The organism is Pradoshia sp. D12, assembly GCF_008935075.1.
Taxonomy (GTDB): Bacteria; Bacillota; Bacilli; order Bacillales; family Pradoshiaceae; genus Pradoshia.
The window spans coordinates 3,148,405-3,171,634 of the sequence record NZ_CP044545.1 but is presented as its reverse complement, the minus strand read 5'-3'; the positions used below and the strand labels follow the sequence as shown (position 1 = coordinate 3,171,634).

The 23,230-nt window shown below is 38.4% G+C and carries 17 protein-coding genes; 16 read left to right on the top strand and 1 reads right to left on the bottom strand.

Annotation, left to right across the window (positions count from 1 at the left end; all coding sequences use genetic code 11):
* Window positions 1–33 precede the first annotated feature (33 nt).
* The 8 genes from dnaE to F7984_RS15165 all read left to right on the top strand — a co-directional run bounded on the left by dnaE (window position 34) and on the right by F7984_RS15165 (window position 11,150).
* On the top strand, window positions 34–3,390 hold the full coding sequence (gene dnaE / locus F7984_RS15200) for a DNA polymerase III subunit alpha (RefSeq protein ID WP_066108931.1): 3,357 nt from the start codon (window positions 34–36) through the stop codon (window positions 3,388–3,390).
* Between the two features lie 102 nt (window positions 3,391–3,492).
* Window positions 3,493–4,731 carry an NADP-dependent malic enzyme gene (locus F7984_RS15195; protein WP_066108928.1) on the top strand — a complete coding sequence of 413 codons (1,239 nt, stop codon included), beginning with the start codon at window positions 3,493–3,495 and terminating at the stop codon, window positions 4,729–4,731.
* A 6-nt stretch (window positions 4,732–4,737) separates the two neighbouring features.
* Complete coding sequence (locus tag F7984_RS15190) at window positions 4,738–5,376, top strand: FadR/GntR family transcriptional regulator (protein ID WP_066108923.1); 639 nt, start codon at window positions 4,738–4,740, stop codon at window positions 5,374–5,376.
* Window positions 5,377–5,749: 373 nt separating this feature from the next.
* Window positions 5,750–6,613: an acetyl-CoA carboxylase, carboxyltransferase subunit beta gene (accD, locus tag F7984_RS15185; RefSeq protein WP_066108920.1), complete on the top strand. Its 864-nt coding sequence runs from the start codon at window positions 5,750–5,752 to the stop codon at window positions 6,611–6,613.
* On the top strand, window positions 6,613–7,590 hold the full coding sequence (gene accA, locus F7984_RS15180; protein ID WP_066108919.1) for an acetyl-CoA carboxylase carboxyl transferase subunit alpha: 978 nt from the start codon (window positions 6,613–6,615) through the stop codon (window positions 7,588–7,590). The genes accD and accA overlap by 1 nt, the downstream gene beginning before the upstream one ends.
* Window positions 7,591–7,883: 293 nt before the next feature.
* Window positions 7,884–8,843 carry a 6-phosphofructokinase gene (gene pfkA, locus F7984_RS15175; RefSeq protein ID WP_066108917.1) on the top strand — a complete coding sequence of 320 codons (960 nt, stop codon included), beginning with the start codon at window positions 7,884–7,886 and terminating at the stop codon, window positions 8,841–8,843.
* Window positions 8,844–8,872: 29 nt separating this feature from the next.
* Window positions 8,873–10,633, top strand: a complete 1,761-nt coding sequence (gene pyk / locus F7984_RS15170; RefSeq protein ID WP_066108914.1) for a pyruvate kinase — start codon at window positions 8,873–8,875, stop codon at window positions 10,631–10,633.
* 124 nt (window positions 10,634–10,757) lie between these two features.
* The gene (locus F7984_RS15165) at window positions 10,758–11,150 is read left to right on the top strand and encodes an FxsA family protein (protein WP_139892802.1); all 393 of its coding nucleotides are present in this window, start codon (window positions 10,758–10,760) and stop codon (window positions 11,148–11,150) included.
* Window positions 11,151–11,202: 52 nt separating this feature from the next.
* On the opposite strand, the gene ytvI is transcribed toward F7984_RS15165, so the two are convergent.
* Entirely contained in the window at window positions 11,203–12,330 is a 1,128-nt protein-coding gene (gene ytvI / locus F7984_RS15160) for a sporulation integral membrane protein YtvI (RefSeq protein ID WP_140462226.1), read from the bottom strand.
* A gap of 149 nt (window positions 12,331–12,479) precedes the next feature.
* Between ytvI and F7984_RS15155 the strand changes: the two genes are divergently transcribed.
* The 8 genes from F7984_RS15155 to mutM all read left to right on the top strand — a co-directional run bounded on the left by F7984_RS15155 (window position 12,480) and on the right by mutM (window position 23,223).
* Window positions 12,480–12,938, top strand: a complete 459-nt coding sequence (locus tag F7984_RS15155; protein WP_066108905.1) for a DUF441 domain-containing protein — start codon at window positions 12,480–12,482, stop codon at window positions 12,936–12,938.
* A gap of 324 nt (window positions 12,939–13,262) precedes the next feature.
* On the top strand, window positions 13,263–14,378 hold the full coding sequence (gene citZ, locus F7984_RS15150; protein ID WP_066108903.1) for a citrate synthase: 1,116 nt from the start codon (window positions 13,263–13,265) through the stop codon (window positions 14,376–14,378).
* Between the two features lie 149 nt (window positions 14,379–14,527).
* Window positions 14,528–15,799, top strand: a complete 1,272-nt coding sequence (gene icd / locus F7984_RS15145) for an NADP-dependent isocitrate dehydrogenase (protein WP_066108900.1) — start codon at window positions 14,528–14,530, stop codon at window positions 15,797–15,799.
* Window positions 15,800–15,862: 63 nt separating this feature from the next.
* Complete coding sequence (gene mdh, locus F7984_RS15140; protein WP_066108897.1) at window positions 15,863–16,801, top strand: malate dehydrogenase; 939 nt, start codon at window positions 15,863–15,865, stop codon at window positions 16,799–16,801.
* A 178-nt stretch (window positions 16,802–16,979) separates the two neighbouring features.
* Entirely contained in the window at window positions 16,980–17,699 is a 720-nt protein-coding gene (locus F7984_RS15135; protein WP_066108894.1) for a response regulator transcription factor, read from the top strand.
* Window positions 17,696–19,465 carry a two-component system histidine kinase PnpS gene (gene pnpS / locus F7984_RS15130; protein WP_140462227.1) on the top strand — a complete coding sequence of 590 codons (1,770 nt, stop codon included), beginning with the start codon at window positions 17,696–17,698 and terminating at the stop codon, window positions 19,463–19,465. The genes F7984_RS15135 and pnpS overlap by 4 nt, the downstream gene beginning before the upstream one ends.
* 278 nt (window positions 19,466–19,743) lie before the next feature.
* Window positions 19,744–22,371, top strand: coding sequence for a DNA polymerase I (polA, locus tag F7984_RS15125; RefSeq protein WP_140462228.1), 2,628 nt, complete (start codon window positions 19,744–19,746; stop codon window positions 22,369–22,371).
* Window positions 22,372–22,392: 21 nt separating this feature from the next.
* Window positions 22,393–23,223, top strand: coding sequence for a DNA-formamidopyrimidine glycosylase (gene mutM / locus F7984_RS15120; RefSeq protein WP_066108883.1), 831 nt, complete (start codon window positions 22,393–22,395; stop codon window positions 23,221–23,223).
* Window positions 23,224–23,230: the final 7 nt, after the last annotated feature.

Sequence of the window (23,230 nt, the reverse complement as noted above, 5' to 3'; positions counted from 1 at the left end):
ATACAAAAATGATAACAAGGATGTGACGAAAGAATGTCATTAATCCATCTTCATGTATATAGCGCGTATAGTCTTCTGGAGAGTACGTTATCAATCAGGGATATCGTTACCTCGGCAAAGAATAATGGTTTCAGCAGTATCGCATTAACAGATCGAAATGTTATGTATGGGGCTGTGTCTTTTTACAAGGAATGCATGGAACAGGGAATCAAGCCAATCATAGGTTTGACTGCAGATATATTTGATGATGAAGAGCATAAAAGTTATCCTCTTATTTTGCTGGCTAAAAATAATGAAGGATATCATAACCTAATGAAGATATCGAGTGCAATTCAAACGAAGTCTCCTGATGGTTTGCCATTCAGATGGTTGAAAGGATATGCAAGAGGCCTCATTGCCATTACACCGGGAATAGAAGGTGAAATTGAAAGTACACTTTTCCACAATGAGCAAGCTGCAGAAAAAGTCCTCTTGAAATATAAAACCTTGTTTGGTAATCAATCTTTTTATCTTTCATTGCCTAAACCGTCTACGGAAGGAATGGAGAGGGCGAAGATCAAACAACTGGCTGACAAAACGAACACCCAGCTTGTTGCAGCTCACCATATTTGTTATTTGAAGCCAGAAGATTCACTGGCTTATCAAGCATTGACTTGTTTAAAAGATAATATAAAGATAGAAGAATTGGATAAAATCGAGTTGTCTGAGAATGAAAGGAAGCATTTTGCGAGCCGTTCTGAAATGATGGAGTGGTACTCATCCGATGTGGCTGCTCTTGAAAATACGATTCAAATAGCCAAAGAATGCTGTGTAAACTTAGAGTTTAATCAAAAATTACTTCCAAAGTATCCCGTTCCTAATGATTTGTCCGCACATCAATATTTGATAGAGATTTGCAAAAAAGGATTTGCCAAGCGTTATCCAACTCCCGATAAAAAGCACTTTGAACGATTGGAATATGAATTAACTGTAATTGCTGATATGGGGTTCAGTGACTATTTCCTGATTGTCTGGGACTTTATGAATCATGCTAATAAACAAGGGATATTAACAGGTCCTGGACGTGGATCTGCTGCAGGTTCGATGGTTGCTTATGTGCTTGGAATTACCAATGTCGATCCTATTGAATACAATCTATTGTTTGAAAGGTTTCTGAATCCGGAAAGGATTACGATGCCTGATATAGATATCGACTTTCCAGACAATCGCAGAGAAGAAATGATACGGTACGTAGCAAAGAAATATGGACCCATTCATGTGGCACAAATTATAACCTTTGGTACATTTGGAGCAAAGGCCGCTTTGCGGGATGCGGGCAGAGTTTGTGGATTGAACACGAAGGAGTTGGACCAGCTATCTCGTTCGCTTCCTCCTATTAACGGACTGACCATACAATTGGCGCATTCTGAATCCAGCCGTTTCCGTACATGGATTGCAGAATCTGCACTTCATAAGCGGATTTTTGAAATCGCCAAGAAGTGGGAAGGGCTTCCAAGACATACATCCATACATGCCGCAGGGGTAATTATTACCGATCAACCGCTGACCGATTTAATTCCGATTCAGGAAGGGCATGAGGGTGTTTATTTGACCCAGTTCCCGATGGAAATTTTAGAAGAAATTGGTCTTTTGAAAATGGATTTTCTCGGACTCCGAAATTTAACTTTGCTTGATCAGATTGTGAGACAGGTAAATCGTTCATCGGGTAAGAAGATTCAGTTAAGTCAGATTCCATTGGATGACACGGCCACATTTGAGTTATTAAGTAAGGGACTAACATCAGGGATTTTTCAGTTTGAATCAGCTGGCATGCAAAATGTCCTTAAAAAGCTAAAACCCACTGTTTTTGAGGATTTGGTAGCGGTCAATGCCCTGTATAGGCCGGGCCCTATGGATAATATCCCGACATTCATAAATCGTAAACATGGAATTGAACCTATTACTTTTCCTATTACTGAATTGGAAACAATTCTGAAGCCTACCTACGGGATCATTGTGTATCAGGAACAAATAATCCAGATTGCTTCGACAATGGCCGGTTTCAGCTTAGGAGAAGCTGATTTGCTGAGAAGAGCTGTAAGTAAGAAGAAAAAAGACGTTCTCGATGAACAAAGAGCTCATTTTGTAAAAGGGGCTATGGCTAGAGGGCACGAACAGCATACGGCAAATGAAGTATATGACTTAATCGTCCGGTTCGCAAATTATGGGTTTAATAGGAGTCATGCAGTCGCTTACAGCCTAATTGCATATCAGTTAGCCTATTTAAAGGCAAATTATTTGCGCAGCTTTATGGCAGGGTTGATGACATCTGTAATTGGAAACGATGATAAAATAGCTCAATACGTTCAGGAATTAAAGTCAAAAGATTATATAGTCTATCCGCCATCAATCAATAAAAGTCATTTCCCGTTTATTCTTGAAGGAGATAAAGGGGTGCGTTACAGTCTGGCAGCTGTGAAGGGCATTGGAGCTTCCGTCTTAAAAGAACTGGTTGCAGCTCGTAAAAATGGCCCATTTGAAGATCTATTTGATGTTTGTATACGTATTCCTTCCCGTATCATAAACAGAAAAGTATTGGAAAATTTATGTTACGCGGGTGCATTTGACGAGTTTAAAATGGATCGTGCAAGTATTTTGGCAAGCATAGATGTGGCACTGGAGCATGCTGAATTGGTTCGTCCTGATTCAGGAGAAGTTGGTTTTTTTGATGCTGATGATATGTTCATTAAACCGAAATATGTAGTAGTCGACCCGATGCCAACGGACAAAAAGTTACAAAAAGAAAAAGAAGTTCTCGGCTTATATTTATCCGACCACCCAATCAGCGGTTCAAGACCTTTATTAAAACATGCAGGAGCACTTCCTCTGTCCAATTTTCCACTGAATTCAACAGGATTTGTTGGTGCTTATATTCAATCTGTTAAACTGATCCGTACAAAGAAAGGCGAAAATATGGCTTTTCTGCTTCTAAGTGATGAAACGGGTGATATGGAAGGGGTTACTTTTCCAAATGTGTACAAGCAATATTCATCCATTTTAAAAGAAGGAAATTTAGTTTTAATAGAAGGAAAGCTGGAGGAGCGCAATGGGAAGAAACAATTTATCACACAAAATCTTTATGATTTAGAGAATGATATACCGAAAATAAAGGAACTTTTTAAATCCGTCTATATTAAGGTTGCTCCAAATGTTCAAACCAATAAAACCTTAACAGCTATTCGTAATGTTTTGATTCAATATCGTGGGAACACAAAGGTGTATATATATTACGAAAAAGATACAAAAACTATTCAATTATCCAAGGAAAACTGGGTGAACCCTACTCCCGCCCTACTGAAAGATTTAGAAAGAATTATAGGAGAAGGAAATGTCCTGATTAAAGAAGATTAACTATGTACAAGACAGAATATTGTGATATATTTACAGTATAATTTTGGTCATACCAGAAGTGGGATAAAATGTATCGTATGATAAAAAGTGGGGTGTGGGTAATTGACTTTAAGAGAAGAAGCGTTGCATATGCACCGTTTAAATAAGGGGAAATTGGAAACAGTGGCCAAGGTACCTCTGCGGAATGCACACGATTTAAGCCTGGCATATTCTCCAGGTGTAGCTGAACCGTGTAAAGCTATACATGATAAACCGGAAACAGTATATGAATATACTTTCAAGGGCAATATGGTAGCCGTAGTATCAGATGGTACAGCAGTGCTTGGACTCGGCAATATTGGTCCGGAAGCTGCCCTCCCTGTGATGGAAGGAAAAGCATTATTATTTAAGGGGTTTGCAGGAGTCGATGCTTTTCCAATCTGTCTAAATACGAACGACGTAGATAAAATTGTGGAGACAGTAAAATTACTTGAACCAACTTTTGGCGGAATTAATTTAGAAGATATTGCGGCTCCAAATTGTTTTGTCATTGAAGAAAGATTGAAAAAAGAAACGAATATCCCTGTTTTCCATGACGATCAGCACGGTACAGCAATTGTAACGGTTGCAGGTCTTGTTAATGCCTTGAAGCTTTCCAATAAGAAAATGTCTGAGATTAAAGTGGTTGCAAATGGCGCTGGTGCTGCCGGTATTGCCATTATTAAGCTACTATATCACTTTGGTGTACGCGATTTAATTATGTGTGATAGCAAGGGTGCGATTTATGAAGAACGCCCATATGGTATGAATGCTGTAAAAGCAGAGGTGGCTAAATATACAAATCGTGATCATTTGGAAGGCAGTCTTGAGGACGTCATTAAAGATGCAGATGTTTTTATCGGTGTTTCGGTTGCAGGCGCGCTAACTCCTGAAATGATTAAATCAATGGCCTCAGATCCAGTCATTTTTGCGATGGCCAATCCAGTTCCCGAAATTATGCCAGAATTGGCTAAAGAAGCAGGTGCGGCAGTCGTAGGAACTGGTAGATCCGATTTCCCCAACCAGGTAAACAATGTTTTAGCCTTTCCGGGAATTTTTCGAGGGGCTCTGGATGTAAGAGCAACTCATATTAATGAGAAAATGAAAGTTGCAGCCGTTGAGGCGATTGCAAATCTAATTACAGATGAAGAGCTGCAAACGGATTATGTAATCCCTGCTCCTTTTGACCCGCGAGTTGCTCCGGCAGTAGCTGCTGCAGTAGCAAAAGCGGCGATGGAAACAGGGGTTGCAAGATTAAAAGTTGATCCGGAAGAAATCAGAAAGAAGACAGAATTACTATCATCCATTGGAAAAAGTGAGTGATGACAGATGGAATTACAAACTGAAGGACAGCCAAAAGTATATTTAGAAATAGTTCGCAAGCTGCAAAGAATGATTGAAGAGGATCATCTTGTTCCAGGTGATAAAATCCCCTCTGAACGGGAGCTGTCTGACCGCTTAAATGTTGGCCGTTCCTCAGTCAGAGAAGCTTTAAGAGCGTTGGAGCTTTTGGGATTGATTGAAACAAGAAGAGGAGAAGGAACATTCATTCATGATTTTCAAGAGCATAAGCTTGTTGAATTACTTGGCTCATTTTTCATTTTAGAAGGTAAAACAAAAGAAGATTTGATTGAAGTGAAATTGTTGTTAGAAAAAGATTGTATACGTATAATGTCCGAATACAACCGTAAAAATCCTGAGACTATTAAAGATCTCTATAATTGGGCTAGAACCAACTCATTTACGGACGAGGCTTACTTCTCTCAATTAGCCAGTTTGACTGACAATCGATTGATGGAAAGAATTTGGAAAACGGTAAACAGTTACTGTAAAGCATCTGGCTATGAATTCTCCATTCAAGACCGAAAGCAATATATTATTTTAGCTGCTTTAATGGAAAACGGGGAAAAAGATCAAGCACTTGAAATATATGATACAAAAATCAGAGCTACTGCGAAAAGTGAATAATAGATATCTGTAGTATATTGGCCTTATATAGGTACGTTTTGTAAACTATATAAGGCCAATTTTATAAACTTTCCATTGCTTGCAATTAAGGTTTATAGATTTACTAAGACATAAGGGTTAATGAAGATGCATATGATTTGTCCTATTGGTCGGTAAGGATATGATTTTTCAAAGATGTGTTTCTTGTATGTAGATAAGATAGGACTTCAATAATGTGCAAGTAGTTTGTCCTATTACCATAGTCTGTATATATCTGATGGGATGGCAGGTATAATGGACAAGGTGGTTTCAGTAATCACTGGCTGATGAGAAAATCAGTAAGGTTTATTTATGAACCATTGATGTACTGTATTACGAAAGGGGATCGAGAGTTTTGTTGAAAGACATGTTTTCTCGTACAAAAAAGAAAAAGTATGCAACCATTCCTTCTGATAAAGCAAATCAAGATGTGCCTGAAGGAATTATGATGAAATGTCCGTCTTGTAAAACTATTAAATACTCTAAAGAAATATTAAAAAATGATAAAGTTTGTCCTAAATGTGGTTATCACCACCCGATGAGTGCAGTTGAACGTTTAAGCAATTTAATGGATAAAGGGTCTTTTGAGGAGTACGATCGGGGGATGATATCGGAAAATCCACTGAACTTTCCCGATTATACAGAAAAGCTCGATAGAGATCGAAATAAGACAAAACAAAATGAAGCTGTAGTAACAGGAATAGGTCGAATTAGTGGTCATACCACTGTGATTGCTGTAATGGATTCTACATTTCGTATGGGCAGTATGGGCTCTGTAGTTGGTGAAAAGATAACCCGGGCCATTGAAAAAGCTGATGAATTAAAGGTACCTTTTATTATATTTACCGCATCCGGAGGAGCCAGAATGCAAGAGGGAGTTATAAGTCTCATGCAAATGGCAAAAACAAGTGCAGCCTTAAAACGTTTCAGTGAGCATAGCGGTTTGATTATATCGGTTATGACTCATCCAACTACCGGTGGGGTATCAGCGAGTTTTGCTTCTCTCGGAGATTATAACCTTGCAGAACCTAAAGCTTTAATTGGATTTGCCGGCCGTCGAATAATCGAGCAAACAATCCATGAAAAGTTACCGGAAGATTTTCAAACTGCTGAATTCCTTCTAAAACATGGTCAACTGGATGCAGTAGTGCCGAGAAATAAAATGAAAGATACACTGGCTGCAATTATCGATATTCATACATCAGGGGGGAGTAAATAATGCCGGGTGAATTGTCATTTGAAAAACCAATACAGGATTTACAAAAAAAAATAGATGAATTAAAGAAAATGACTTCACACTCTGATGGAGAGTTTACAGAGGAAATTAATAAGCTGGAGGAACGCTTGGGCCAATTGGAAAAAGAGCTGTATCTAGATATTAAGCCTTGGGATCGAGTTGAAATAGCCCGGCACTCATTACGCCCTACAACCTGCGATTACATAGAACACTTATTTACATCGTTCTTTGAATGTCATGGGGATCGACTTTTTGGTGATGATGAAGCAATAGTGGGCGGCATAGCTAAGTATCATGGGATGCCGGTGACTGTTATTGGTCATCAGCGAGGTAAGGATACAAAGGATAATATACGACGGAATTTTGGCATGCCTCATCCAGAAGGATATAGAAAAGCTTTACGACTCATGAAGCAAGCGGAAAAATTCAGGAGGCCAATTATTTGTTTTATTGATACAAAGGGAGCCTATCCTGGTAAAGCGGCAGAAGAAAGAGGTCAAAGTGAAGCTATTGCTAGAAATTTATTCGAAATGGCCGGTTTAAAGGTGCCAATCGTTTGTATAGTAATTGGAGAAGGAGGAAGTGGCGGAGCTTTAGCACTTGGTGTGGGAGACCATATTCATATGCTTGAAAATTCAACTTACTCAGTTATTTCTCCTGAAGGAGCTGCATCCATCCTCTGGAAAGATGCATCCATGGCAAAGAAGGCAGCGGAATCCATGAAAATTACGGCACCAGATTTAAAAGAGTTAGGCATTATAGATCAAATTATTCCTGAAGTACTTGGCGGTGCTCATCGCTCGGTTAAAGATCAGGCTGAAGAGATTGATAAAATATTAAAAAATTCGCTTGATACATTAAAAAATATGAGTGAGGAAGAGCTAGTCAATAAAAGATATGAAAAATATAAAAATATTGGCAAGTACGGATTTTCGACTCAATTTGTAAAGAATCATTAAACGTACATGAAAATGTACGTTTCTTTTTTGTTCAATAGGGAAAAATACACACGATGTACAATTTTTTTTAATCCCTTGATAATAATGAGAATCTCTCAATGTGATAGCGTTTTCATATAAAATTCCTTGGTACAAAGGGCTTTACGAAAGGATTTTGTTATCATAGAATAAGGATGCGATTATGAATAAACGGAAACAACTATATTTCGTGATTGTGTTTCTGTCTGTCTATATACAGATGCTATAAACAGATGTGTACTCAATGAAGATAATACTAAACTTGGGGTGATATCATGAAAAGAATAGGTGTATTAACAAGTGGGGGAGATTCACCAGGCATGAATGCCGCAGTACGTGCCGTTGTAAGAAAAGCGATTTACCATAATATTGAGGTTTATGGGATTTACAACGGATACCAAGGTCTTTTAAATGGGAACATAAAAAAGCTTGAGATCGGATCTGTAGGAGATATTATACATAGAGGCGGAACGATGCTGTATACGGCTCGTTGTCCGGAATTCAAGGAAAGAGATGTTCAATTGCAAGGTATAGAACAATTGAAGAAATTTGGAATTGAAGGACTTGTTGTTATAGGTGGAGATGGTTCTTATCGTGGAGCCAAAGCTTTAACAGAACATGGATTTCCATGTATAGGTGTACCGGGCACGATTGATAATGATATTCCAGGAACCGAATTCACAATTGGATTCGATACTGCCTTGAATACCGTTATTGATTCTATTGATAAAATCAGAGATACAGCTACTTCACACGAAAGAACATACGTTATTGAGGTAATGGGAAGAAATGCCGGAGATCTTGCACTATGGGCAGGACTTGCAGGCGGAGCGGAATCTATTCTTATCCCCGAAGAAAACTATGATATGAATGATATCATTAATAAGCTGAAGCGTGGGCATGATAGAGGAAAGAAACATAGTATTATTATTGTTGCTGAAGGTGTTGGCAGTGGTATGGAAATCGGTGAAGATATCCAGAAACGCACTGGCTTCGAAACGCGTGTGACAGTTCTAGGACATGTTCAGCGCGGTGGATCACCAACAGCGACAGATCGCGTATTAGCCAGTCGATTGGCTGCTAATGCAGTTGAATTGCTCCTTGATGGAAAAGGCGGCCGCGCAGTAGGGATCGTTAACAATAAATTGGTTGATTATGACATTATTGAGGCATTAAAGATACCACATGTGGTTGACAAAAAAATGTATGAATTATCTCAGGAGCTTTCAATTTAATTAAGAAATAGTAAATAGGAGGATACAACGTGCGTAAAACAAAAATCGTATGTACAATTGGACCAGCCAGTGAATCATTAGAAAAGTTAAAAGCATTAATGGAAGCAGGAATGAATGTTGCCCGTCTAAACTTTTCTCATGGTAGCCATGAAGAGCACCGTGCAAGAATTCAAACTATTCGCCAGGCTGCAGAAGAAACTGGTAAAACAGTTGGGATTTTACTTGATACAAAAGGACCGGAAATTCGCACTCACAACATGGAAAATGGTGGGTTCGAATTAGTAGCAGGTCAAGATGTTACCATTTCTATGACTGAAGTACTTGGTACTCCGGAGAAATTCTCAATCACTTATGAAGGCTTAATCGATGATGTTCATGAAGGATCCAGAATCCTTGTTGATGATGGTTTAATTGGTCTTGAAGTAACTGGTTTAGATAAAGATAAAAAAGAAATCTATACAAAAGTTCTTAACACAGGAATGATTAAGAATAAAAAAGGTGTTAACGTACCAGGAGTTTCTGTCAAATTACCAGGAATTACACAAAAAGATGCGGAAGATATCGTATTCGGTATTCAAGAAGATGTTGATTTCATTGCAGCTTCCTTTGTAAGAAGAGGAGCGGACGTTCTTGAAATCAGAGAATTGCTTGAAAATCATAATGCAGGTCATATCCAAATCATCCCGAAAATCGAAAACCACGAAGGTGTAGAAAATATTGAAGAGATCTTAGCGGTTTCTGATGGTTTAATGGTTGCGCGTGGGGACCTTGGCGTTGAAATTCCTGCCGAAGATGTACCTCTTGTTCAAAAAGATTTAATTAAACGCTGCAATACAGTGGGTAAACCGGTTATTACAGCAACGCAAATGTTAGATTCAATGCAACGTAATCCTCGTCCAACTCGTGCGGAAGCAAGTGACGTAGCGAATGCAATTTTTGATGGAACAGATGCAATCATGCTTTCAGGTGAAACAGCAGCTGGCCAATATCCAGTTGAAGCTGTTCAAACTATGCACAACATTGCTAGTAAAGCAGAAACAGCTTTAAATTATAAAGCAATTCTTTCTGCCCGCAGTAAAGATCATGATTATAATGTAACTGATGCAATTGGGCAATCTGTAGCACATACAGCATTAAACTTAAATGTTTCAGCTATTATTACACCGACACAAAGTGGATCAACAGCACGTGTAATTTCCCGTTACCGTCCTAAAACACCTATCATCGCAATCACATCTGATGAAAGAGTGATGAGAAGATTAGCGTTGGTATCTGGTGTATATCCAATTCTAGGAACTAGTACTACTACTACAGATGATATGCTTGAAAATGCAGTTCAAGCAGCAACTGAGAAAAACTTAGTAAAACCTGGTGAATTGGTTATTATCACAGCGGGTGTACCAGTGAATGAATCAGGCACAACTAATATTATGAAAATCCACTTGATCGGTTCTGTTTTAGCAAGTGCTCAAGGAATTGGAAGAAAGTCTGCTTCAGGCCGTGTAGTTATTGCTAACAACGCTGAAGAAGCGATTGCTAAAGCAAAAGAAGGTTGTATTTTAGTTACAAATGCAACGGACAAAGATATGATGCCAGCGATTGAAAAATGCGCAGCATTGGTAACTGTAGAAGGCGGTTTAACAAGCCATGCTGCAGTAGTTGGTTTAAGCCAGGGTATTCCGGTTATTGTTGGATTTGAAAATGCTACAACAGTGTTACAGGACAACCAGGTTATTACTGTAGATAGCCGAAGCGGCCGTATTTACGAAGGTAATACAGGAATTCTGTAATAAACATGATGGAGCTGTTTGCTTAGCTGTTTGCTAATTTAAACAGCTCTTTTTTCTATCCACTTCTATCAATTATGCTAAACTAAAGGAAAATGCCAGACACTTTGCAATAAGGAGGTTCCTAATGAAGCTCTCAACCATATTTTTCATTCTGATACCAATTATTGAAATTATTGTTTTGTTGGTGTCGGGTTCTTATTTGGGTATTGGCTGGACGGTTTTCCTCATCTTTTTTACTGGGATCATCGGAGTATTCTTGGCCAAGAAACAAGGCTTGCAGGTCATCCAGCGCGCAAAGGACCAGATGAGTAAAGGATTTATGCCCGGTGAAGAAGTATACAGCGGGATCTGTATTCTAATTGGAGGCTTCCTGTTATTACTGCCTGGTTTTATCAGTGATATAGTGGGGTTCCTGCTGCTAATGCCATTTACAAGGAAAGCCTTTAAGCCAATCCTCTATGCACTGCTTACAAAGTATATGAGTAAATCACGCAAAACGATTACGATTATTCGATAAATGAGGGGCTGCTTCTGACGATGGAAAAATCGTTGGATGCAGCCTCCTCCTTTTATTTAGGAGGAGGGGGCTGAACTCCCATAATATAATCTTTTAAATCATGAAGGATATGCAATTTATATAATGTACTCAATATCACTAAGATAATGGGACCTAAAATAAAACCTAAAAACCCAATTAGCTTAAATCCGACAAAGATAGCAACTAAAGTAGCCAATGGATCCAGACCGATGCTTGAGGAAAGGATTTTCGGTTCCATGAATTGCCTTTGAACAATCACTACCGTATATAAAATACCAAGACCAAGTGCAAATCCGAAGTTGCCGATAATCAACTCGTATATAATCCATGGAACGAAAACTAAACCTGTACCCAGATAGGGCAATAAATCAACAAATCCAATTATAAGGGCGATTGTAATGGCATAATCAACCCGCAGAATTAATAAACCAACCAGAACAATTAAGGCTGTTATTGATATTAACGTCAGCTGTGCTCTTATAAAACCGAATAATGCTTTCTCCAACTCTTTCATGACGTTCTTAAGATTGTACATGGTTTTATTCGGTAGCATTTTTTTACTGTAATTAATAAATCTATCCCATTCCTTCGCAATAAAAAATGTGGCCAGTAAAGTAAAGATAGCCCCTGTTCCTACACTTGGAAGCCAGCCAATAACAACAGGCAAAAAAGCTAAAAACGATTGTAGAATCGACACAATGGTATTACCAGCTTCTTTCCCTAGCTGTTCTATATTTGACAAAATGGTATCCTGTTGCCCTGTATCAAGAGTATTAAAGAAGGATATGATTTTCTCGTAGAATGGGATGAAGTGATTTGTAATGTAATTTTGTGTATATACTACCATCGTATTTAAATGTTCAGGCAATGCTTCTGACAGATAGGTTATCCCGGCAACCATTTCAGCTACAAGAAAGGTAATCAAACCAGCAATAAGCGCAACCGTAACAAGCATAGAGAGAATAACAGATAAACTTTTTGGTATTTTAAGTTTATTCGTTAAGAACGTAACAAAAGGTTTAAGCAAGTAGGCAAACGAAAAACCTATGATAAATGGGTATGTATATTTAGCTATGATAAGCAGTAAATAAACGGATAGATAAATCCCGATAATAACGACTAAGAAGCGTAAAACTCTATAAAGGTGTTCAAGGTTCATATAAGCCTCCTTTATTTGGCTTTCTGAATTTAATTATATTCTTTAAGGTCATTAAAAGAAAGTTCATATATTAACCACAAGTGGTATTTTTTGAAATTATCAGTCTTTTTATACTTGATATACATTTTCAACAGGAAGGATGAAACATCATGTATGGTCCATACATATTTTTAGTTATTCTTTTGGCGATAGGGATATTTGCGAAAAACAGTTCCCTTACATTTGCAGTTCTTTTTTTGCTTGTATTTAAAATTGTCGGTTTAGATGGAAAAATGTTCAGTTATATTCAGTCTAAGGGGATTAATTGGGGTGTTACGATTATTACCATTGCTGTATTAGTGCCGATTGCCACAGGCCATATAGGGTTTAAGCAACTGACGGAAGCAATGAAATCGCCGTATGCCTGGATTGCTATGTTATCTGGAATAGCCGTTGCATTAATTGCGAAGAATGGTGTGCAGCTTTTGGTAAGTGATCCTCATATTACGGTGGCACTCGTTTTTGGAACGATCCTAGCTGTCGGTCTTTTTAATGGGGTAGCAGTAGGTCCATTAATCGGAGCTGGGATTGCATATCTTGCCATGCAGCTTATTGATTTTTTCAGATAATTATTAAGATAAAATACTTTTGGATTTTTATAAGGTGTTTTTGTTTCACAAATTTTAAATAATTGTTTATAATTGAAAACAGGGCATAGATTTCACAGATTTGTAAAAAATTTCTTGTGAAATCTATTGTTATTCTGAGCAATCGTTCAACGAGGGAGATGCTGGGTGAAATTTACGCTCTTATGATAACGCTTACTTACAAGTAAGAGATATAAATGTGATGAAAGCATATAGGCAATACATACATTACAGTGAAGCGGTAACCCAATTCGTCAACCAAAATCAGGAACATAGGGGAGATTTCTAGCAAAGGAGAGAAAAACCATGTCTGTTACAAAGGGTCTTGAAGGAGTAGTGGCTACATCATCTTCAATCAGTTCTATTATCGATGACACATTGACATATGTCGGTTATGATATCGATGATTTGGCTGAAAACGCAAGTTTCGAAGAGGTTATTTATTTGTTATGGCATCGCAGATTACCCAACAAGCTAGAATTGGAAGATTTGAAGAATCAACTTGCTGCAAATGCAGGACTTCCTAATGAAATGATTGAACATTTCAAAATGTATCCGATTGATACGATTCATCCAATGGGAGCATTAAGAACAGCTGTATCTTTATTGGGGTTATATGATGAGGAAGCCGATATTATGGATGAAGAAGCAAATTTCAGAAAAGCAATACGTTTGCAAGCTAAAATCCTATCCATTGTGACGGCTTTTTCACGCATTCGTAAAGGCGAAGAACCTATTGCGCCACGTAAAGATTTTGGCTATGCACAGAATTTTCTTTATATGCTGAATGGCAAAGAACCTGAACAGATTGAAATTGAGGCATTTAACAAAGCATTAGTTTTACATGCGGACCATGAATTAAATGCATCTACATTTACTGCGCGTGTATGTGTAGCTACATTGTCGGATATTTATTCGGGTGTCACAGCAGCAATTGGTGCCTTAAAGGGACCATTGCATGGCGGGGCTAATGAAGCAGTTATGAAAATGCTATCTGAAATAGGCTCTGTTGAAAATGTTGATAGCTATATAAGTAATAAATTAGCAAATAAAGAAAAGATAATGGGCTTTGGACATCGTGTCTACAGAAAAGGAGATCCACGTGCAAAGCATCTTCGTGAAATGTCCCAAAGACTCACGAACTTAACGGGTGAACCGAAGTGGTATGAAATATCTTCCAAAATTGAAGAGCTAGTTACTTCAAAAAAACCACTTCCTCCAAATGTAGATTTTTATTCTGCTTCTGTATACCACAGTCTGGGGATTGATCATGATTTATTTACACCTATCTTTGCGGTTAGCCGTATGTCAGGATGGATTGCCCATATTCTGGAGCAATATGAAAACAACCGATTGATTCGCCCGCGTGCTGAATATGTGGGACCAGGAATGCAAAAATATATACCAGTTAATAATCGTTAATAAGAGGTCAAATTATCTGATAATTAATAGTAGGATGATTTGTTAATTAACTTCTGGATAGTTATACTTAAATTTATAGATTTAGAGAAAAGGTTAGCTGAAACGGACTGTTTCACTAACCTTGTATATTGATGTTGGAGGGGATTTGAATGAGTATGGGAGAAAAAATCACAGTTGTCGATGGAGTACTGCAAGTGCCAAACCAGGCGATTATACCATTTATTGAAGGGGATGGAACAGGTCCTGATATTTGGGCAGCTGCATCAAGAGTGTTGGAAGCGGCAGTAAACAAAGCATACAATGGGGAAAAAGAAATAGTTTGGAAAGAAGTACTTGCTGGTGAGAAAGCATTTAATCAAACAGGAGAATGGCTTCCTAAAGAAACGCTTGACGTTATTAAAGAATATTTAATCGCGATTAAAGGACCGCTTACAACACCGGTTGGCGGAGGTATTCGTTCTTTAAATGTAGCTTTGCGCCAAGAACTTGATTTATATACTTGCTTGCGCCCGGTTCGTTATTTTAATGGAGTTCCATCACCGGTTAAAAGACCACAGGACACGGATATGGTTATCTTCCGTGAAAATACAGAAGACATTTATGCAGGAATTGAATATGCAAAAGGATCTGATGACGTTAAAAAATTATTAACCTTCCTGCGTGAAGAAATGGGTGTTTCCAAAATCCGTTTCCCTGAGACTTCCGGACTTGGAATCAAGCCGATTTCTGAAGAAGGCACAAAACGTCTTGTCAGAGCTGCACTTAATTATATAATTAAAGAAGGACGTAAATCCCTCACGCTTGTTCATAAAGGAAATATCATGAAGTTTACAGAGGGAGCCTTCAAAAACTGGGGTTATGAAGTTGCTGAAGAAGAATTCGGTGATCAAGTATTCACTTGGGCACAGTATGACCGCATTAAAGAAGCAGAAGGTACAGAGGCTGCAAACAAAGCACAGGCAGATGCAGAGGCAGCTGGTAAAATTATTGTTAAAGATTCCATTGCAGATATCTTCCTGCAGCAAATCTTAACAAGACCAAGAGAATTTGATGTAGTTGCAACCATGAATCTAAATGGAGATTATATCTCTGACGCTCTTGCAGCACAGGTTGGTGGAATAGGTATTGCGCCTGGTGCCAATATCAACTATGTTACAGGCCATGCAATTTTTGAAGCAACACACGGAACAGCACCTAAATATGCTGGTCTTGATAAGGTGAATCCTTCATCAGTAATCCTATCAGGTGTATTGATGCTTGAGCATCTGGGCTGGACTGAAGCTGCTAATTTGATTACACAATCAATGGAAAAAACGATAGAAACAAAAGTGGTTACATATGACTTCGCCCGTTTAATGGATGGAGCGAGTGAAGTGAAATGTTCTGAATTTGCTGATGAGCTCATAAAAAATATGGATTAATAATTCACGAAAGGGGTAATCTCGAAAAAGGTTACCCCTTTTAAAAACTGGGGGTAAATTCGAATGGTATTTAACCGAAAAAAAATATCTGTCATTGGCAGTGGTTTTACAGGAGCAACGACCGCGTTTCTTTTAGCTCAAAAAGAACTTGGGGATGTAGTGTTGGTTGATATTCCGCAATTGGAAAATCCCACAAAGGGCAAAGCTTTAGATATGGCAGAAGCAGGCCCTGTAATGGGATTTGATGCATCCATTACTGGAACATCAAATTACGAGGATACAAAGGATTCTGATCTGGTTATTATTACTGCAGGAATTGCGCGTAAGCCAGGGATGAGCCGGGATGATCTAGTTCAAACGAACCAAAACATTATGCGCTCAGTAGCTAAAGAGATTGTAAAATATTCTCCTGACAGTTATATTATTGTTCTTACTAATCCAGTTGATGCAATGACCTATACGGTATTTAAGGAAACCGGATTCCCCAAAAATCGTGTGATCGGTCAATCGGGTGTATTGGATACGGCTAGATTCCGTACATTTATCGCTCAGGAATTAAATTTGTCAGTTAAGGATATAACAGGTTTTGTGTTGGGTGGACACGGCGATGATATGGTACCACTTGTTCGATATTCATATGCTGGCGGCATTCCTTTAGAAGCTCTTCTGCCAAAGGAACGTCTAGAGCAAATAGTCGAACGGACGAGAAAAGGCGGCGGAGAAATTGTTAGTCTTCTTGGTAATGGAAGTGCATATTATGCCCCTGCTGCTTCACTTGTAGAAATGGCAGAAGCTGTATTAAAGGATCAGCGGAGAGTGATTCCTGCAATAGCCTATTTGGAAGGTGAATATGGATATAGCGGAATATACTTAGGTGTTCCAACTATTTTGGGGGCAAATGGCATAGAGAAAGTAATTGAGCTTGAATTACTTGATGAAGAAAAAGCAGCATTGGATCAATCTGCTGAAGCAGTTCGAAACGTTATGTCTGTACTTGCTTAATAGTCTTATTATATAAATCGGAGAGTATTACTTTCCGATTTTTTTTTTGCATTTTCCAGGAGAGACTATATGGGGGTATCCCAAATAATGCAATCGGTTAGTGACGTATCCTAGACTACCCAAAAGCGTATGTTCATATATAATGGTTAGTATAGTGAAAAAATAGCAGGAGGGGCCAATGAGTAAAAAAGTCCTTGTAGTGGAAGACGAACAATCAATTATTACCTTACTAACCTATAATCTGGAACAAGCCGGCTATCAGGTTATTAAAGCAATGGATGGTGAGACAGGTAAAAGAATGGCTATAGCTGAGTCACCAGATATCATTATTCTAGATTTGATGCTGCCTAAACTGGATGGCATTGAGGTATGTAAAATCTTGAGACAAAATAAAATTATGACTCCAATTCTTATGTTAACAGCAAAGGATGAGGAATTTGATAAAGTGCTTGGGCTAGAATTGGGAGCAGATGATTATATGACAAAGCCATTTAGCCCGAGAGAAGTTGTGGCCAGAGTGAAGGCTCTTCTTAGGAGAGCTGGGATGGGAAATTCCGGGCAGGATACTTCTTTAGAAAAACAAGAAACAAGCAATTTGAGAATTGGAGAGTTACAAATATATCCGGACAGATATGAAGCATATATGAGAGAGGAGTTACTTGAGCTAACTCCGAAGGAATTTGAGCTGTTAGAGTATCTTGCGAGGAATAAATCCAGAGTTCTGACAAGAGATCAGCTCCTTAATGTGATATGGAACTATGATTTTGCCGGAGATACTCGAATTGTCGATGTCCATATTAGTCACTTGCGTGAAAAAATTGAACAAGATACGAAAAAGCCTGATTATATTAAAACCGTACGCGGGTTGGGATATAAACTTGAGGAACCAAGGCAATGAAAAAGTTCAAGCTTAAAATAACTGCAGAGATAGCAGCCATCACTATTATTATACTTCTATGCTTTGGTTTGTTAATTGGGAAATTACTTCTTTATTATTATGATAAGTCTGTAATGAATCACCTTAAGGAAGAAGGGCAATTGGTAACTCTATACCTGGGTGATGCTGATAACGGCAATGATTTAGAGATGAAGTCTAATAAGTTGAACAATCATTTGCGCTCATCCTTTCTAATCATGAATAAGGAAGGGCGTATCCTGTATAAAACAGACAAGCCTTCGGGCTGGAAAAACTGGGATGATTCAGCATCCCTTACAGAATATATGGGAGATATAAGAACGGACAAGCAAATAGGAAAGAAATCCGATATCAGAACAGGGCCATCCTATTACTATATGGACGATTATTCGTTGGATACTGGGGAAACAGGCCATTTCATATTGGTTTCAAATGAAGATTCCTCTCTATATACAAAAGTATGGTTTATACTCTTGGGATGTTTGGGATTCGCCTGTGTGATGATCGTCCTGTTTGTATTTCAGTTAATCAAGAAGTTTGCGATTCCTATAGAAAGTGCTACAAAAGCTGCTCTGGAATTAACGAGAGGTAACTATCGGGCCCGTTCTTATGTCGGTAGAAATAATGAAAATGGAATTCTTAATCATTCTATTAATACTGTTGCCCGAAATTTGCAGGAAATGAAAATTGCTCATGAAATCCAAAAAGACAGATTGAGTACACTGATTGAAAATATGGGTAGCGCCCTGTTATTAATCGATGATAAAGGGTTTATCAGTATGATTAACCATGCCTATATTGATCTTTTCAAGGTAGAGGAAGAAGAATATTTATCTGAACTCTATTATAAAGTGATCAAACATGAAGAAATTAATGCGATTATTGAAGAAATCTTTATGGCTGAACAAAAATTAAAGAAACAAATCGTATTGACGATTGGAATTGAGCGGAAGAATTTTGAGGTATACGGTGCACCAATTATGGGACCTAAGGGAGAATGGAAGGGTATTCTACTTGTTTTCCATGATATCACTGAGCTAAAGAAATTAGAGTCAGTAAGGAAACAATTTGTTGCCAATGTGTCTCATGAACTGAATACACCGGTTACATCTATTAAGGGATTTTCGGAAACGCTCCTTGATGGAGCCATGCATGATCCGCAGGCATTAGAGCACTTCTTATCTATTATTTTAAAGGAAAGCGACAGGCTGCAGGCATTAATAAAGGAATTACTGGAGCTTTCAAAAGTGGAGCAACAAGGCTTCCGGCTCGATATACAGGAAATTGATATTGTTCCTGTTTTATCCGATACGTATGCCATGCTTGAGAAAAAAGCATCGAAGAAACATATTCAGTTCGAGATCCAGGATTTTAAAAAGCCTATTATGTGTGAAGCAGATACATTCAGGCTTAAACAAGTATGCCTTAATCTTGTTAGTAACGCGATTTCCTATACCCCGTCATATGGGAAAGTACAAATAACTGCAAAAGAAGAATCTGATAAAATTTATATTGCTATCGAGGATACCGGAATTGGCATAGAGGAAAAGGAGTTTCCTCGTATATTTGAAAGATTTTATCGAGTGGATAAAGACCGTAGCCGGGAATCAGGAGGAACGGGATTGGGACTTGCAATAGCTAAGCATATTATGGAGGCACATGAGGGAGAAATAACGGTAGAAAGCCAAAAGAATGTAGGAACCACTTTTATAATCATACTTCCTAAATACCAGGCCAAGCATACATAGGCCTGATGACTTCCAGCTTAAAAGAGTCCTATGACAAATCCAAACCGGTGTAATTGAATAAATAGAACTGAACCGTCATTTTTCTTTCAAACTCTAGTCATGATAAAATAGAGTGGATAAGTGAAGTGACGGTTTTTATCAGGCCTGAATCAGTAAAATGTCTCAAATCCTGATAAAAGCATTTATAAGGCACACCTGTTATGATGAATGATTCGGTGGCCGTATTTAAATTATGCTATATGTTAATGAAAATATATATATGGATACTGGAGGTAACCATGAAGAAAAAATTGATTTTAATCGATGGAAACAGCATTGCCTATCGGGCGTTTTTTGCATTGCCATTACTGAATAACGAGAAGGGTGTACACACAAATGCCATCTATGGTTTTGCGATGATGCTCAACAAAATCATTTCAGAGGAAAATCCTACTCATATATTAGTTGCTTTTGATGCCGGGAAAACAACGTTCAGACACAGTACATATAAAGAATACAAAGGCGGACGTCAAAAGACGCCACCTGAATTATCAGAGCAATTTCCTTTTATTCGAGAATTACTGGATGCATACGGAATCTCTCGCTATGAGTTAACGAATTATGAAGCCGACGATATTATCGGAACACTTGCTCTTGAAGCTGAAAAAGGGGATTATGAAGTACAAATTATCTCCGGCGATAAAGATTTAACCCAGCTTGCTACGGATAAAACGACTGTACGTATTACCCGTAAAGGGATTACGGATATGGAGGATTATACACCGGAGCATATTCGTGAAAAGTATAACTTAATGCCGAATCAAATCATTGATTTAAAAGGATTAATGGGGGATGCTTCAGATAATATTCCTGGAATCCCGGGTGTAGGTGAGAAAACTGCCTTAAAATTGTTGAATCAATTTGGAACAGTTGAGAAGGTAGTGGCTTCCCCTGATGAAATCAGCGGAAAAAAACTAAAAGAAAAAGTGGAAGAATTCAAGGACCAAGCTATTTTAAGTAAGCAGTTGGCAACAATTGAAACAAATGCTCCAATTGAGGTAGAGCTTGAATCAATTGATTATGCGGGTGCAGACCAGGAAAAGCTGCTGTCTATCTATAGGGAGCTTGGATTTGCAACCTTAATTGAAAAAATGGAACCAGCTGCAAAAGAAGAGATGGCCGTCCTTGAAGAGATTGACTATAAGGCAGTGGAAGAAGTGACGGAAGATATGCTGACAGCAGAGTCCTCACTCTATCTAGAACTGCTTGATCCGAATTATCATACTGCAAAAGTAATTGGCATAGCTATTTCAAATGAAAATGGAACATTCTTTATCGATAAGGACAAGGCTGCAGGATCCCCTCTTTTCAAAGAGTGGGCAGAGAATCCTGAATATAAAAAAACAGTGTATGATGCCAAACAAAGTATTGTGGCATTAAGCCATGATGGGATTGCTTTAAAAGGAATTGAATTTGATGTTTATCTGGCATCCTATGTTTTAAATCCAGCTGAACCGGATGTTGATATGGCGGATCTTGCTAAAAAACATAATGCCGGACATATTCAAACAGATGAGAGTTTTTATGGAAAAGGAGCGAAACGTTCAATTCCGCCGGTTGCTGAATTGGGTGAGCATATTGCCCGGAAAGCTTTATCGTTAACACTGATTAAGGAAAGCCTGGAAAGACAGCTGGAGGAATTCAATCAAATAGGATTGCTGCAGGATCTAGAACTGCCGCTTGCTCTTATCCTGGCTGAAATGGAAATTACGGGTGTGAAGGTCGATGAGAACCGTTTGAAAGAAATGGGAGCTGAACTTGCAGGCAGATTAAAGGACATCGAAGCTAAAATTTATGATATGGCCGGTGAATCCTTTAATATTAATTCACCGAAGCAGCTTGGAGTTATCCTGTTTGAAAAATTAAATTTACCTATTATTAAAAAGACGAAGACAGGCTATTCCACATCAGCAGATATACTTGAAAAATTAGAGAGCAAGCATAGTATTGTCCGGGAAATTCTTCATTATAGACAGCTGGGGAAATTGCAATCAACCTATATTGAGGGACTTTTAAAAGTTATACATGATGATCAGAAGGTTCATACGAGGTTCAATCAGGCATTAACTCAAACTGGACGACTTAGTTCAACAGACCCTAACCTGCAAAATATTCCGATCAGACTTGAAGAAGGCAAAAAAATCAGACAGGCTTTCGTTCCATCTGAAGAAGGCTGGGTCATTTTTGCGGCTGATTATTCTCAAATTGAACTGCGTGTTCTGGCCCATATAGCGGGAGATGAAAACCTGATAGATGCCTTTAACTCAGATATGGACATCCACACAAGAACGGCTATGGATGTATTTCATGTGGATGCTGATCAGGTGACATCAAATATGAGAAGACAGGCTAAAGCGGTGAACTTTGGAATTGTGTATGGTATCAGTGATTATGGACTATCGCAAAGTCTTGGAATTACCAGAAAAGAAGCTGGAATCTTTATTGATCGCTATTTAGAGAGCTTCCCTGGTGTTCAGCAATACATGAAGGATATTGTAGAAGAGGCGAAGGAAAATGGATATGTAAGTACTTTATTGCAGCGCCGAAGATATATACCTGAAATTAATAATCGGAACTTCAATGTTCGTGGTTTTGCAGAAAGAACAGCTATGAATACACCAATTCAGGGCAGTGCTGCAGATATTATCAAATTGGCGATGATTCGAATGAATGCCAGATTAAAGAAAGAAAATTTACAGACTAGAATGCTGCTTCAGGTGCACGATGAATTGATTTTTGAGGCGCCACCTGAAGAGTTGGATATATTAAAGAAAATTGTTCCGGAAGAAATGGAAAATGCAATTGAATTAGCGGTTCCATTAAAAGTGGACTATTCTTTTGGCAACACCTGGTATGATGCTAAATAGGAATAAAAGGGGTGAAAAGGTATGCCTGAATTACCTGAGGTCGAAACAATCAGAAGGACCCTCGAAGTTTTGGTACTTGGAAAAACAATTGATGATGTGGATATACGCTGGGCAAAAATTATAAAAGAGCCGGATGATGCTGAACTGTTTCGTATGCTTTTAAAAGGGCAAACCATTCATGAGATTGGGAGGCGAGGTAAATTCCTGATTTTCCATTTAGATGATTACAGTCTTGTTTCCCATTTACGGATGGAAGGGAAATACGGTCTTTATGATGAAACGGAACCGGCAGATAAGCATACGCATGTTATATTCAAATTTACGGATCAAACGGAATTGAGATACAGAGATGTCCGTAAGTTTGGCACGATGCATCTGCATACAAAGGGGACAGAATTGGAAGTATTGCCACTTTCAAAAGTAGGACCTGAGCCTTTTTCAGATGAATTTACACCAGATTACTTAAGCACAGCACTCAGTAAGACAAATCGTTTTATAAAAACGGTATTATTGGATCAAAGAGTAGTTGCAGGTCTTGGTAATATCTATGTGGATGAAGCATTGTTCCATTCCGGTATCCATCCTGAACGGCCGGCATCCACATTGACAAAAGAGGAAATAGAAAAACTATATACATCCATTAAGGAAACTCTTGCTACCGCCATTGAAAAAGGTGGAAGTACAGTACGATCCTATGTGAATTCACAGGGCCAAATCGGCATGTTTCAGCTCGAGCTGTTTGCATATTCGAGAAAAGGACAGCCTTGTAAAATTTGCGGAACAAACATGGAAAGAATTATTGTTGGAGGCAGAGGGACCATCTACTGTCCTGAATGTCAGCCATTAGCCTAACTGAATA

Excerpts from the sequence above, each read along its gene's own strand:
- dnaE (WP_066108931.1), top strand. The coding sequence starts at position 34 with ATGTCATTAATCCATCTTCATGTATATAGCGCGTATAGTCTTCTGGAG.
- F7984_RS15190 (WP_066108923.1), top strand. The coding sequence starts at position 4,738 with ATGGAATTACAAACTGAAGGACAGCCAAAAGTATATTTAGAAATAGTT.
- accA (WP_066108919.1), top strand. The coding sequence starts at position 6,613 with ATGCCGGGTGAATTGTCATTTGAAAAACCAATACAGGATTTACAAAAA.
- pfkA (WP_066108917.1), top strand. The coding sequence starts at position 7,884 with ATGAAAAGAATAGGTGTATTAACAAGTGGGGGAGATTCACCAGGCATG.
- F7984_RS15165 (WP_139892802.1), top strand. The coding sequence starts at position 10,758 with ATGAAGCTCTCAACCATATTTTTCATTCTGATACCAATTATTGAAATT.
- ytvI (WP_140462226.1), bottom strand. The coding sequence starts at position 12,330 with ATGAACCTTGAACACCTTTATAGAGTTTTACGCTTCTTAGTCGTTATT.
- F7984_RS15155 (WP_066108905.1), top strand. The coding sequence starts at position 12,480 with ATGTATGGTCCATACATATTTTTAGTTATTCTTTTGGCGATAGGGATA.
- citZ (WP_066108903.1), top strand. The coding sequence starts at position 13,263 with ATGTCTGTTACAAAGGGTCTTGAAGGAGTAGTGGCTACATCATCTTCA.
- icd (WP_066108900.1), top strand. The coding sequence starts at position 14,528 with ATGAGTATGGGAGAAAAAATCACAGTTGTCGATGGAGTACTGCAAGTG.
- mdh (WP_066108897.1), top strand. The coding sequence starts at position 15,863 with ATGGTATTTAACCGAAAAAAAATATCTGTCATTGGCAGTGGTTTTACA.
- F7984_RS15135 (WP_066108894.1), top strand. The coding sequence starts at position 16,980 with ATGAGTAAAAAAGTCCTTGTAGTGGAAGACGAACAATCAATTATTACC.
- pnpS (WP_140462227.1), top strand. The coding sequence starts at position 17,696 with ATGAAAAAGTTCAAGCTTAAAATAACTGCAGAGATAGCAGCCATCACT.
- polA (WP_140462228.1), top strand. The coding sequence starts at position 19,744 with ATGAAGAAAAAATTGATTTTAATCGATGGAAACAGCATTGCCTATCGG.
- mutM (WP_066108883.1), top strand. The coding sequence starts at position 22,393 with ATGCCTGAATTACCTGAGGTCGAAACAATCAGAAGGACCCTCGAAGTT.